Origin of the sequence: Pseudomonas sp. NFACC32-1 (assembly GCF_900101215.1) — a bacterium.
Taxonomy (GTDB): domain Bacteria; phylum Pseudomonadota; class Gammaproteobacteria; order Pseudomonadales; family Pseudomonadaceae; genus Aquipseudomonas.
In genome coordinates, this window is record NZ_FMUL01000005.1 from 37,957 (window position 1) to 51,254 (window position 13,298).

The 13,298-nt window shown below is 60.7% G+C and carries 11 protein-coding genes; 7 read left to right on the plus strand and 4 right to left on the minus strand.

Annotation, left to right across the window (positions count from 1 at the left end; genetic code table 11):
- Positions 1 to 2: 2 nt before the first annotated feature.
- The 5 genes from BLP99_RS10005 to BLP99_RS10025 all read left to right on the plus strand — a co-directional run bounded on the left by BLP99_RS10005 (position 3) and on the right by BLP99_RS10025 (position 4,145).
- On the plus strand, positions 3 to 734 hold the full coding sequence (locus tag BLP99_RS10005) for an adenosylcobinamide-GDP ribazoletransferase (protein ID WP_072393996.1): 732 nt from the start codon (positions 3 to 5) through the stop codon (positions 732 to 734).
- A 106-nt stretch (positions 735 to 840) separates the two neighbouring features.
- A complete protein-coding gene (locus BLP99_RS10010) occupies positions 841 to 1,245 on the plus strand; it encodes a MarR family winged helix-turn-helix transcriptional regulator (RefSeq protein WP_072393992.1) in 405 nt (134 codons plus the stop codon).
- Between the two features lie 51 nt (positions 1,246 to 1,296).
- The gene (locus BLP99_RS10015; protein ID WP_072393989.1) at positions 1,297 to 2,505 is read left to right on the plus strand and encodes an MFS transporter; all 1,209 of its coding nucleotides are present in this window, start codon (positions 1,297 to 1,299) and stop codon (positions 2,503 to 2,505) included.
- Positions 2,506 to 2,686: 181 nt separating this feature from the next.
- Positions 2,687 to 3,238 (plus strand): glutathione peroxidase, encoded by a 552-nt coding sequence (locus BLP99_RS10020; RefSeq protein ID WP_072393986.1) that lies wholly within the window; start codon positions 2,687 to 2,689, stop codon positions 3,236 to 3,238.
- 601 nt (positions 3,239 to 3,839) lie between these two features.
- Complete coding sequence (locus tag BLP99_RS10025) at positions 3,840 to 4,145, plus strand: hypothetical protein (protein ID WP_072393983.1); 306 nt, start codon at positions 3,840 to 3,842, stop codon at positions 4,143 to 4,145.
- Between the two features lie 104 nt (positions 4,146 to 4,249).
- Here the strand turns inward: BLP99_RS10025 and BLP99_RS10030 are convergent, their stop codons facing one another.
- The 3 genes from BLP99_RS10030 to BLP99_RS10040 form a co-directional block, all read right to left on the minus strand.
- Positions 4,250 to 5,533, minus strand: a complete 1,284-nt coding sequence (locus BLP99_RS10030; protein ID WP_072393980.1) for an OmpP1/FadL family transporter — start codon at positions 5,531 to 5,533, stop codon at positions 4,250 to 4,252.
- Between the two features lie 144 nt (positions 5,534 to 5,677).
- Positions 5,678 to 6,160, minus strand: a complete 483-nt coding sequence (locus BLP99_RS10035) for a hypothetical protein (RefSeq protein ID WP_072393977.1) — start codon at positions 6,158 to 6,160, stop codon at positions 5,678 to 5,680.
- A gap of 274 nt (positions 6,161 to 6,434) precedes the next feature.
- On the minus strand, positions 6,435 to 6,659 hold the full coding sequence (locus BLP99_RS10040; protein ID WP_053147385.1) for a hypothetical protein: 225 nt from the start codon (positions 6,657 to 6,659) through the stop codon (positions 6,435 to 6,437).
- A 926-nt stretch (positions 6,660 to 7,585) separates the two neighbouring features.
- Between BLP99_RS10040 and BLP99_RS10050 the strand changes: the two genes are divergently transcribed.
- A complete protein-coding gene (locus tag BLP99_RS10050; protein ID WP_092180347.1) occupies positions 7,586 to 7,909 on the plus strand; it encodes an SEL1-like repeat protein in 324 nt (107 codons plus the stop codon).
- A gap of 188 nt (positions 7,910 to 8,097) precedes the next feature.
- A complete protein-coding gene (gene rmuC, locus BLP99_RS10055) occupies positions 8,098 to 9,483 on the plus strand; it encodes a DNA recombination protein RmuC (protein WP_168199072.1) in 1,386 nt (461 codons plus the stop codon).
- A gap of 185 nt (positions 9,484 to 9,668) precedes the next feature.
- Here rmuC and BLP99_RS10060 read toward each other — a convergent pair whose 3' ends face one another.
- Complete coding sequence (locus BLP99_RS10060; protein ID WP_092180254.1) at positions 9,669 to 13,139, minus strand: hybrid sensor histidine kinase/response regulator; 3,471 nt, start codon at positions 13,137 to 13,139, stop codon at positions 9,669 to 9,671.
- Between the last annotated feature and the right edge of the window lie 159 nt (positions 13,140 to 13,298).

Below are 13,298 nucleotides of genomic sequence, written 5' to 3' on the forward strand. Positions count from 1 at the left end.
CGATGTTGTCGTTCTGGATCGCCTTGCAGTTCCTCAGCAGCCTGCCGGTTCGTCTGCCCGGCATGCCCGAGCCGACGCAGCTCGGTCGGTCGCTGTTGTTCTATCCGTTGGTGGGGGCGTTGTTCGGCGCATTGCTGTGGATCCTCAGCGCTGCGCTGTCCGGAGCGCCGCCACTGCTTCACGGAGCCCTGCTGCTGACGGCGTGGGTGCTGCTCAGTGGCGGCCTTCACCTGGATGGTCTGGCCGACAGCGCCGATGCGTGGCTCGGTGGTTTTGGCGACCGGGAGCGTACGCTGTCGATCATGAAGGACCCTCGCAGCGGCCCCATTGCCGTGATCACGCTGGCACTGGTGTTGCTGCTCAAGTTCACTGCGCTGCTGGCGCTGATCGAGCAAGGCCAGGCCGTTGCCCTGATCATCGCGCCGGTTCTGGGACGTTGTGCGCTGCTGGGCCTGTTCCTGAGTACGCCTTACGTGCGAGCTGGCGGATTGGGCCAGGCACTCGCCGATCACTTGCCACGAGACGCGGGCTGCAAAGTGCTGTCGATCAGTGTGCTGGGCTGTGTTCTGCTGACGGGGTGGACGGGGATCCTGGCATCGATCATCGCGACTGCTGTGTTTATCGGCCTGCGGCACATGATGCTGCGCAGGCTCGGGGGTTGCACTGGAGACACGGCCGGGGCGTTGCTGGAGCTGCTGGAAATGGCCGTGCTGGTGGGCTTGGCATTGGCCTGATCCGTACTTGGTCTTGATTGACAAGGGATTCATTTCGCTTCGCTGCGCAGGCATCCTCGCCAAATTAAAATTTGCATTCACTTAGTCGCGGGTATATACACGCATCATGCTTCCCTCCCAATGTCTATGCATCAACCTGCGTCGTGCCGCCCGGGGCGTCAGCAGGTACTACGACGGAGCCCTCGACGGTTTCGGCATCAACGTTGCCCAGTATTCGCTGTTGAACAACCTGGCGCGCCTGGATCAGCCGAGCATTTCCTCCCTGGCCGAGGCCATGGGCCTGGATCGCAGTACCCTTGGGCGAAACCTGCGAGTACTGGAGGGCGAGGGGCTGGTCCGGCTCGCAGAGGGTGAAGACCTGCGCAACCGCATCGTGATGTTGACGGAGGCCGGGCATGCCCGGCTCGAGGCCGCGTTGCCGGCCTGGGAAGCGGCGCAACAGAAACTGATCGATAAGCTGGGTGCCGAGAAACGCGCCACCTTGCTGGCCTTGCTGGATGAACTGGCGTGAAGCCGGTTCGTTCGACGATAAGTGGGTATATACCCACAACCGGAGAATAAAATGACATCGATGTGGCGTACCTGTGGTTGGGTCCTGGTGGGCAGCGCGCTGATCCTGGCGTTGTCCCTGGGGGTGAGGCATGGCTTCGGGCTGTTCCTGGCGCCCATGAGTGCCGAATTCGGCTGGGGCCGCGAAGTGTTTGCCTTCGCCATTGCCTTGCAGAACCTGATCTGGGGCCTGGCACAACCCTTCACCGGAGCCTTGGCCGATCGCTTCGGTGCGGCCAGGGTCGTGCTGATCGGTGGCGTGCTTTATGCCCTCGGCCTGTTGTTCATGGGGCTCTCGGATTCTGCCTGGTCGCTGTCGTTGAGTGCGGGACTGCTGATCGGGATCGGCCTGTCCGGTACGTCGTTCTCGGTGATCCTGGGGGTGGTCGGTCGCGCGGTGCCGGCGGACAAACGCAGCATGGGCATGGGCATCGCCAGTGCTGCCGGCTCGTTTGGCCAGTTCGCCATGCTGCCGGGCACGCTGGGGTTGATCGGCTGGCTGGGATGGTCCGCCGCGCTGTTGGCGCTGGGCCTGCTGGTGGCGTTGATCGTGCCGTTGGTCAGCATGCTCAAGGACGTGCCGGCGCCGCTGTCCAGTCATGAACAAACCCTGTCTGAAGCCTTGCGCGAGGCGTGCAGTCATTCCGGGTTCTGGCTGCTGGCATTCGGTTTTTTTGTCTGTGGTTTCCAGGTCGTGTTCATCGGCGTGCACCTGCCCGCCTATCTGGTGGACCAGCACCTGCCCGCCAGCGTGGGAACGACCGTGCTGGCGCTGGTGGGGTTGTTCAATATCTTTGGCACTTACACGGCGGGCTGGCTCGGTGGCCGGATGTCCAAGCCGCGCCTGCTGACGGGCTTGTACCTGCTGCGCGCGGTGGTGATCGGCCTGTTCCTGTGGTTACCGGTGACTACCACCACTGCCTACCTGTTTGGCATGGCGATGGGCTTCTTGTGGCTGTCTACGGTGCCGTTGACCAATGGCACGGTGGCGACTCTCTTCGGGGTACGCAATCTTTCGATGCTGGGAGGGATCGTGTTCCTGTTCCACCAGTTGGGGTCATTCCTCGGTGGCTGGTTGGGTGGGGTGGTGTACGACCGCACCGGCAGCTACGACCTGATCTGGCAAGTGGCGGTCCTGCTCAGCCTGCTGGCGGCTGCGCTGAACTGGCCGGTGCGTGAGCGTCCGGTAGCGCGCCTGCAGGTGCAGGCGGGTGCCGCATGAGCCGCGTCGGTCCGTGGTTGCTTGTCCTGGGCGCTGGCGTGCTGCTGGCGTTGGCCTGGTGGGGCTGGCATCAGGGCGGGCTGGCATTGATGCAACTGGGCATGGGCAACTGCTGAACAATGGACGGCACCGTGCGTGCGGAGTAACGTCGTGGTCTGATCGGCTTTCAAGGACATTCGACATGCTGATGCGCTGGCTTGCTGTTTCCGCTCTACTGCTGGCCGTGGCCGGACAAACCCAGGCCGCTGGCTGCCCGCCGTTGCTGGAGGGTTCGTTGCCCAAGCTGCGGGCCAAGGAAACCATCGATCTTTGCCAGCACTTCGCCGGTAAGCCGTTGGTGGTGGTCAATACCGCCAGTTTCTGTGGGTTCGCCCCGCAGTTCAAAGGCCTTGAGGCTCTCAACCAGCGTTACAAGGGCGAAGGGCTGCAAGTGTTGGGCGTGCCATCCAATGATTTCAAGCAGGAGTCCAAGGACGGCGCCGAAACGGCCAAGGTTTGCTACGTCAATTACGGCGTGACCTTCACCATGACCGAGCCTCAACCGGTACGCGGCGCTGACGCCATCCCATTGTTCAAGCATCTGGCCGAGCAATCCAGCGCACCGAAATGGAATTTCTACAAATACGTCGTGGACCGCCAGGGCAAGGTGGTGGGTAGTTTCTCCAGTCGTATCAAGCCCGATGATCCCGAATTCATCAAGGCAGTGGAGGCGGCCATCGCATCCCGACCCTGATCGCTCTCATGGAAAAGCCCCGTCTCTTTGCAGAGGTCGGGTTTTTTTTGGCTTTGAAATTTGCCGTGATCCACTCGAGTCTCAGTCATATCCAATACGTTTTATTGCTTGGAATGTCGTGAATGTTGAGTTATCCAGTTTGCAAATAATTGTCTGGTTGTGTGTGGTGGGTTCAATAGTTAGTGAGGAAGTTGGATAAGGCAAATAAAGTTGAAAGCTTTATTGTGATCCATGGCAGGAAGAGTCTGTAGCTAGTTCTGGAAAGAGGGAGCTGCCCGGACTGGAAAGATACATTTTTATCCCACTCGATCGCTCGGGTATTGATCGGGGACACCAGCGTCGGCTGGCTGTGCGGCCATCTAGTGAAGTAGCGCGCAGTCCTGAGAAGTGCCTCAGAAGTCCCGCTCTAGAGGCATCAGAACTTCTCGGTCCTTCTGCTTGGCAACATTCGGTTGCATCGAATGATTTCATATAGCTATCATTTGGCTTGTAGCGCGTCCTATTGGTCGCTATCGGACTCAGGAAAACGGTCCTGGTCTTGGCCCAAAGTTATCGTGATCGTCGTTGTATCGATGATTCAAGAAGTTCGGAGTTCACACGAATGATCACTGTTGATGCGGCTGTGGAAGAGTTTGTGCGCTTACTTGATGTCGCGACTGCCATTGCGCAAGAAATGAAGAATAGTTCCAGGGATGCCTTTGTTATCCAGGCGGCTGAAGTCACGATCAAGAACCTCAAGGGCTTTCGCAGCCTGGCGCTGTCCGGCGGGCTGCCGAGGCCATCGAGAGGTGAGGTTGCCCTAGGGGCAGGTCTCGATTTGCGTCGTGGTGTTGGCGAATGGGCAGGAGCCGGTAAGTTGGTGGAGGCTATTGGTCAGGTCGAACATCACTACGAACATTCGCTGTAAGCTGACCGCCTGGCGGATAGAGCGTTGGATACAAAACGCCCGATGCTGGGCACCGGGCGTCAGGTTGAAGCAAAGCGGCGAGCGTACAGCCTCGCCGTGAGTTGTCAGAAGCGGTAGGTTGCGCCAACGCCGAAGCCGTTTGCGCTGTTTTCGTATTCAGCGTTATAGGACTGGCCCAGTGCGTTGGTTTGATTGACGTTGACTTTCTCTTCCTTCAGGTAGGAATAGGCCACGTCGATGGTCAGGTCTTCGGTTGGGCTCCAGCCGGCACCCAGGCTGAAGATGGTCCGATCGCCGGTTGGAATACGAGGCGAACGGTCCGTGTTGTTGGCCGGCGACTGGTCGAACGTCAAACCGGTACGCAGCACCCACTGCTTGTTCAACCGATAGGACGTACCGATGGCATAGGCCCAGGTGTCATGCCAGTTCTGCTCTTCGGTGATGGTGCCGAGAACCGGGTTCAGCAGGCCGCCGCCCGTCTCGGTCCCTTTGTTTTCCACAGTGATATCTTTCAGGCGGCTCCAGCGAGTCCAGGTGCTGCCCGCATAGACGGTCCAGGCATCGTTGATTTCCTGGGTAACCGAAAAGTCCACCGACTCTGGCGTGGTAATGTCCAGCGAAGCATCGTAGCGTGCGCCGCTGAGGAAGCCGGCGGGGACGCCAGCGCCCGGGCTCACTTCGGTATGGCCGTCGAGTTTGTACTTGACCTTGGAGTGGTAGGTCAGGCCAACGCGCGTGGTGTCGGTCGCCTGGACCAGCAGGCCGATATTGTAGCCGTAGCCAATGTCGTCGCCCTTGATCTTGACGTTGCCATCAGTACCCGGCAAAGGCGCTGGCAAGGTCAGTGCCGATTCCAGGGAGCCCGAAATGCGGTTGATGGTGGGACCGAAACCGATCGACACCTTGTCATTGAAGGCATAGCTGACAGTCGGCTGGAAGGTGACGACCTTCACTTCGCTCTTGCTGCCGAAATTACGGCCCTGGAAACTGCTTTCATAGTCAGTGATCAGGCCGAACGGTGCGTACACGCCCAGGCCGAAAGCCCACTGGTCATCGATAGGCTTGACGTAATAACCCATCGGAACGCCGGTGAGCGGAACCATGTCGCCCTTGTTGGTGCCCGATTGGGAGCCACTGGCATCGTTGATATCGGTGGAGGCGTCGATGGCGGCAAAACCGCCAGTCACTTGCTGGCGCTTGAGGCGCGACATGCCGGCAGGGTTACCAAATACGGTGCTTGCGTCGTCTGCGGAAGAGGAACGACCAGCGAAACCAGTGCCCATGCCACTGATGCTTTGTTCGTTCAAGGCAAAGCCACTCGCGAAGAGTTGGCTGGATGCCAAGGTAACGGCAAGGCCGAGGGTGGTTTTGAGCATCATTTTTTTCATTGTTAGAACTCCTGGTGATCACCGGCGCAAAAACTACCAATATTTTCGTTCAAGCGCTATAGCCTGTTTCGCTTGATTTAGAGCGGTTTTGTAGGACAATCCGACCAGAATCGCGACCAATACCTGAACTTTTTAAAATCCCGTTCAGCAGGCGACCTGATTCAAGGGTGAAACACATTGTTGCCAGGCGCAGGTGAAATCTCTCAAGCGCCCTTGGGGATGAAAGGTCTGGCGCCAGATCCGGGCCATGCCCAGCAGATCGTCGGCCTCGGGAAGCGGTGTGTTCTGTTCTTCCACCAGTAGCCATGCGATTGCGGTGGCGTAGCGAAGATTGACGGTCAGCTCCAGGTGGGGGCCGCTGAGAAAGGCGTGCTGGCTGGCGAGGCCGCGCACCAGGCTGGCGCGTTCAGGGTCGCGGGCCAGATAGTCGTCCCAGAGCGCGCGATGACGAGGCTCGGGAATGCGATACAGGCCATGTCCGCGGCGGTCATGCAGGGCTGATCCCAGGGCCGACTGGCTGGCGGCGATCCCCAGCAACAGGCATTCCGCCGTGGTGCTGTGGCTCCCCAGGTAAAGGAGCGTAGGGCGGATCACATATCGACACAGTTCGCTGGCAGCGATACCCATAAGACCCTCGAAGCGTAGAAAAGGGCGAAGCCTGAAGATGTGGGCTTGGCAGCGGTGGATCGGTCCAGGCTCCGCCGGAAGCGGATCATGCCGCTTGACTTGAAGTGTAGTGTCATATTTGCGCTGTAAAGGACTGTTTTTAAAACATCTTCAGCGAACGGTTATAACCGTTATATCCCTTGGTACTTAAGCCGTTGCGCTTCTACGGGCTTTTCCAGGCAATAAAAAGCCCCGCTTTTTCAGGGCGGGGCCTTTGGTTTCAGCTTGCTGGCGTTCAGGCAACCAGGGCCTGGCGGGTACGCTCGATCACGGCCTGCAGCGGTTCTGCGCTGGAGTACTGATCGGGATACAGGCGTTCGCTGTGACGGGCGATGCCGTGTTCGTTGACCAGCGTGAAGCTGAAGCAGCCTTTGCGAGCGGCCAGGATCAGGCAGTTCATTGGAGCAAAGGCGTTGGTGAGGGTGCGGATGGCATCCTGTGTCTGGATTTGAGTCGACATGTTATGGGTGTTCCTACAAATGACACGGTTAAGAACCGTGCAACGTTAAAACGTTCCAGTAACGTCGACCACCATTGGTCGAACGAAGAACCCGACTGGAACAAAGCAGCCAGTTTGAGCGCTGTATAAGTGCGCGCTTGGGCCGGCAGGTAGGTACTTAGGAGGGCAGGCGACACATCAAGGGCAGAGGTTCTGGGCCCAGGGTGAAGATCCTGATCAATTTGCAGGGTGGTTCGTTCAGAGTAAGGGACTTGGCGACGCCTTTGTATTCTTCCAAAGGCTGTGTTGTCGCGAGTGTTACCTGGAAACCATCGAGGGGTCCGGTCTCTTTCACCGGTGGGCTATCCTTCTGGATGGCTGACCGTAGCGTGAAGAGTTTGACCCGGAATTGATTTTCAGCTTGGTACTAACGGCGCGGATAGTAACGGATCGATCCGGCAAAGGAAAGGCCGTTGATCAAAAAATCTCCAATGCAACGGTCCCGGGTCACAGGCCCCGGATCTCCGGGACACGGGCGAACGGACCTAGCGATGAATGTCGGGGGCTACCCGGCCGCGGCGGTTGTGCAAACGCACCAAAAAAAAGCAGGGATATAACCGTTTCGTTGTTACTTGTGCACACTTGTGGCGACGGCTGTCACTCAACTGTCATGTCGAAACAATCCCGGGTGGGTGCCTGTATCCAAAATTTAAGTCAATGAAAAACATCGCTTTTTTTTACTGGTGAAAAAATCGTCAGTTTAAGCGCAGGCCCCGTCCTACAGGGCTTGCGACCCATTCAAGGGGGGTTGTCCACTGAGTTATCCACAGCTTCTGTGGATTGTCCCAAGCACTTGCTCTAGGACGGGCGTGCCGGATTTTTTCGACTTTACCGGCACGAAAAAAGGAGTAGAGTGGCGCGCCTTCCGATCTGTCCCGCAGTGCTTTATGAAGTTTCGCTCAGTATCAACGGTTGTTACCTCCACACCCTCTGGTGTTACCTCTCCCAAGCGTATTTCGATGCGAGTTGCCGAGTGGCTGCTCGACAGTCCCCGACTCGCGGCAAGCCCCAGCGTAAAGCGCCTGGCTGGCCGTTTGCTCAAGCAGCCGGCTCGCGACGGCGTGGTGGCCGCACAAAGTCGCCTGGGTCAGTTGATGTGCCGTGAATGCGGGAACGCCAGGGACCGGCGCATCGGCCAGGACCTGTTGCGCCAGGCCGCTCGGGCCGGGGACTCGCGGGCACAAAAGGCCCTGACTGAAATAGAAAGGTGAAATCGAAGACGCGACTGGGCAACCTGCAGCGGCTTGGTTAACCTTCGGGCTTTATTCGACCGGCAGGATTTGTCATGGCTATGGATTTGACCAGCCTGTTGTTTGGCCTGGCAGGCGCAGCAGTGCCGCTGCTCGCTTTGGCCTGGCATCTGCAGCGCCAGGCCGCTGCCGCGCAGTCGGAGTTGGCCTTGCTCGAAGAGCGCCTGGCAATGGCCCATATGGCCCATGATGGCTTGAACGCCCAGCTCGATGCCTGCCGTGACGAAATCAGCGACCTGAGCCAAGCCAATGCCGCCAGGCAAGCCGAGCTCGCTGCTGCCTGCCGTGAAGTCGAGTTGTTGCAGATCGAGCGCGACAACGCCCGGGATGCCGCCCACGCCTGGAACCTGGAACGTGCCAGCAAGGAGGCGGAACTGCGACGGCTCGATGCCCAGGCCGCGTCCCTGAACGCCGAATTGCGCGAACAGCAGGAAAGCCACCAGCAACGCCTGAACGACTTGCAAGGCTCGCGAGACGAACTGCGCGCGCAATTTGCCGAGCTGGCGGGAAAGATCTTCGACGAACGCGAGCAGCGTTTCGCCGAAACCAGCCAGCAGCGCCTGGGACAATTGCTCGATCCGCTGAAAGAGCGCATCCAGTCCTTCGAGAAACGCGTCGAGGAAAGTTATCAGGCCGAGGCACGGGAACGTTTTTCCCTGGGCAAGGAGCTGGAGCGCCTGCAACAGCTGAACCTGCGCCTGAGCGACGAAGCCACCAACCTCACCCGGGCACTCAAGGGCCAGAAGACCCAGGGCAATTGGGGCGAGTTGATCCTGGAGCGGGTGCTCGAACACGCGGGGCTGGAAAAGGGGCGCGAATACCAGACCCAGGTCAGTCTCAAGGGGCCGGACGGCGAACGATTCCAGCCCGATGTGTTGATTTACCTGCCCGGCGACAAGCAGGTGGTGGTGGATTCCAAGGTCAGCCTGACGGCTTATCAGCAGTACGTGGGCGCCGAGGACGATGCCGTTGGCCTGCATGCCCTCAAGCAACACGTCGCTTCATTGCGAGCCCACGTCAAAGGCTTGGCCGGCAAGGATTACAAGCGGCTGGAAGGTCTGCACAGCCTGGATTTCGTCCTGCTGTTCGTGCCGATCGAAGCCGCGTTTTCCGCAGCCTTGCAAGCCGAACCTAACCTGTTCCAGGAAGCCTTCGACCGCAACATCGTGATCGTCAGTCCTACCACGTTGTTGGCGACGTTGCGGGTCATCGACAGCCTGTGGAAGCAGGAGCGCCAGAGCCAGAATGCCCGTGAGATCGCCGAGCGGGCCGGATGGCTGTACGACAAGTTCGTCTTGTTCATCCAGGATCTGGACGAAATCGGCAGCCGTCTGCAGCAGTTGGACAAGGCTTACGGTGCGGCGCGTAACAAGCTGACGCAAGGGCGTGGCAACCTCATCAGCCGCAGCGAGCAACTGAAGCTGCTCGGTGCCCGGGCCAGCAAGAGCCTGCCCACTGAACTGCTCGAGCGGGCGATGAGCGATGGGGATGGGGTGCCTGAGTTGCCGGAAGAAACCGCAAAAATCCAGGATTGATGAAATCCTTGGGTCTGGTGCGAAACCTGTGGCGAGGGGATTTATTCCCGTTCGGCTGTGCAGCAGTCGTAAACCGGCTTGCATGGTTCGTCTGCTGCGCCGCAGTGCCCAGGGCAGGGGGCACAACCCAGCGGGGATGAATCCCCGCGCCCACAGCTCGGTGCCCGGCCGGAAAACCCTTGCGCCTACAACGGCAAATGCCGGCTCAATAATGCTCGCAACGCCGCCGGCTTCACCGGTTTGGCCAGGAAGTCCAAGCCCGCGGCGTGCACTTGGGCGACAGTTTCGGGCCGACCGTCTGCGCTGATCACCACTCCCGGCACGGGTTCGCCCATACGCTTACGCAGCCAGGCCATCAGTTCCGTGCCGGTCTCGCCACCGTCCAGGTGGAAATCCACCAGGGCCAGTTGCGGGCGGCCACCCTGGGCCAGCCAGGACTCGCATTCCTCGCGGTTGCGCGCTGTCCGCACCTGACAGCCCCAGCGCGTCAGCAGACTGTTCATGCCGATCAGGATGCTGTCTTCGTTATCCACGCACAGCACCTGGGCACCGCTTGGCAGGACACCGTTGGGTTCGACGACGGCACTGGGCACGGCGTTCTGGGTACGGGCCAACGGTACGCTGACGCTGAAAACACTGCCACGCCCAGGCCAGGAGCGTACGCGCAAGGTATGGCCAAGCACGCGGCACAGCCCGTCGGCAATCGCCAGGCCCAGGCCGAGGCCTTTTTCGGCCCGGGTCTGATGGCTGTCCAGCCGTTTGAACTCTTCGAAAATCACCTGTTGCTTGTCTTCGGCGATGCCGGGCCCGCGATCCCAGACCTCCAGGCACAGCTCGCCGTTGCGCCGGCGTACGCCCAGCAGTACCGGGCCCTTGGCATAGCGGAAGGCATTGGTGAGAAAGTTCTGCAGGATGCGCCGCAGTAACTTGATATCGCTGTCGACCCGCAGCCGCGAGCCGCGCACCCGGAATTTCAAGCCTTGTTCCTGGGCCAATGCGGTGAATTCGGCGCCGAGGATATCGAACAGCTCGTCCAGGGCGAAGGGCTTGCGATCGGGGTTGATCTTGCCGTTTTCCAGGCGCGAGATGTCCAGCAGGTCGGTGATGAGGTCTTCGGCCGAGCGCAGCGAGCTGTCCAGGTGCTGCACCAGTTGCCGGGCCTCGCTCGGCAGGCTGTCATGCTGGTGGGACAGGGCGGCGGAGAACAGGCGGGCGGCATTGAGCGGCTGCATCAGGTCATGGCTGACCGCCGCCAGGAAACGGGTCTTGGACTGATAGGCCGCCTCGGCGGTACTTTTGGCTTCGGTCAGCGCCTGGTTCAACTGCGACAATTCCCGGGTGCGCTCAGCGACCCGTTGCTCCAGTCCTTCGTTGGCTTCGGTCAAGGCCTGTTCGGCTTCGCGGAACGCGGTAATGTCGGTAAAACTCATGACGAAACCGCCACCCGGCATCGGGTTGCCGATCAGCTCGATCACCCGGCCATTGGGAAACAGTCGTTCGGAGGTATGGGCGCGTCCCTGGCGCATCCAGTGCAGGCGCCGGGCAACGTGGACCTCCGCCTCGCCCGGCCCGCAGAGGCCGCGTTCGGCGTTATAGCGGATGATGTCGGCAATGGGCCGGCCAACGCTGATCAGGCCGTCCGGGTAATTGAACAGCTCCAGGTAACGACGGTTCCAGGCCACCAGCCTGAGGGACTGGTCCACCACGCTGATGCCCTGGGTGATGTTCTCGATGGCCCCCTGCAGCAGGGCCCGGTTGAACTGCAAGACTTCCGAGGCTTCGTCAGCGATCCGTACGACATCTTCCAGTTGCATCTCGCGACCTTCGATCGCCGCCTTGACCACCGCCCGTGTCGAAGAAGCCCCCAGCACACCGGCCAGCAGGCGTTCGGTGTGGGCAATCCATTCGCTGTCGGCATTCTGGTTCGGGTTGAATCCCTTGCCTTGACGGTAGGCGAAGCGGATGAAGCTCTGGCGTGCCCGTTCCTCGCCGACGAACCGGGCGGCCAGTTGCAGCAGATCTTCGATATGCACCGCCAGCATCGAACGGGCATTGGGGCGTGGGCTGATCTCCTGGCCGATGAAGCGTCCGGCCTGCCAGTGTTCCGAGACACGGGTGCGCGACAGCAGGGAGACCCAGGCAAACAGGCTGAAGTTACCGGCCAGGGACAGCACGACACCCTGGGTCAGCGGGGTGATAGGCAGGTCCAGGGGATTGCCATGCAGCCAGGCCAGCCCCGGGAAACTGTCCAGCGACCAGCCCAGGCTGTGGGCCGTGATGGGCAGCACCAGGGTGTAGAACCACAGGAAGATCCCGGCGGCGAGACCGGCGAATACGCCGCGGCGGTTGGCCTGTTTCCAGTACAGCGCGCCCAGCATGGCGGGAGCCAGCTGGGTCACGGCGGCGAAGGCGATCTGGCCGATGGTGGCCAGGCTTGCCGTCGAGCCCAGCAATCGGTAGCTGACGTAGGCCAGCAGCAGGATCACCACGATACTCACCCGACGAACCGAGAGCATCCACTGGCGGAACACTTCGAACGGCCGCTCGGCGTTGTTGCGACGCAGCAGCCAGGGCAACAGCATGTCGTTGGACACCATGGTAGAGAGCGCGACACTCGCCACGATCACCATGCCGGTAGCCGCCGAGGCGCCCCCGATGAACGCCAGGACCGCCAGCGACGGGTGGGCCTGGGCCAGTGGCAGGCTGATGACGAACGAGTCGGGCAGCACCGAGCTGGGCAGCATCATTTGTCCGGCGAGGGCAATGGGCACCACGAACAGCGCGGCCAGGGCCAGGTAGGCGGGGAATACCCATTTGGCCAGGCGCAGGTCCTGGGGATCGATGTTCTCCACCACGGTGACGTGGAACTGTCGCGGCAGGCAGATGATCGCCATCATCGCCACCCCGGTCTGCACCACCATGGAAGGCCAGTTGATGGTTTCCTTCCAGTACTGTTCCAGTCGCGGCGCGAGCATCGCCTGGTTGAACAGGTCATCGAAGCCGTCATAGAGACCGAATGTCACGAAAGCGCCGACCGCTAGGAAAGCGAACAGCTTGACCAGGGATTCGAAGGCGATGGCCAGCACCATGCCGCGGTGGTGCTCGGTGGCGTCCAGGTTGCGGGTGCCGAAGACGATGGTGAACAGGGCCAGGATCAGCGAGACGATCAGCGCGGTGTCCTGGGCGCGAGTGCCCATGGCGTCGGCGCCGGCGCCGATCAGCAGGTTCACGCCGAGCACGATGCCCTTGAGCTGCAAGGCAATGTAGGGCAGCACGCCGACCAGGCAGATCAGGGCGATCACGATGGCCAGGGATTGGGATTTGCCGTAGCGGGCGGCAATGAAGTCGGCAATGGAGGTGATGTTCTCCTGCTTGCTGATCAACACCATTTTCTGCAGGACCCATGGCGCCAGCACTAGCAGCAGGATCGGTCCGAGATAGATCGGCAGGAATGACCAGAGTTGTTCGGCGGCCTGGCCCACGGCGCCAAAGAACGTCCAGCTGGTGCAATACACCGCCAGCGAGAGGCTGTAGACCCAGGCCCGCACCCGCGGCGGCAGCGGTGTGCTGCGCCGGTCGCCATAGAAGGCGATGGCGAACATGATGGCCATATAGGCCAGGGCAACGACGGCGATCAGCCCGCTGGACAACGACATGAAAACTCCCGAACGAAGAACACCGGGACCGGGCCCGGCACGACAGTCTCGCACGCCCGCTCGGGTTCGTCAGTGTCGACCAAGGTCGAGGCGTGGCGAGGTGTCGCGGGCCATAGGGAGAGGGCTTTGCCGGAGCGATTCGCGAGCCGGTCCGTTGCC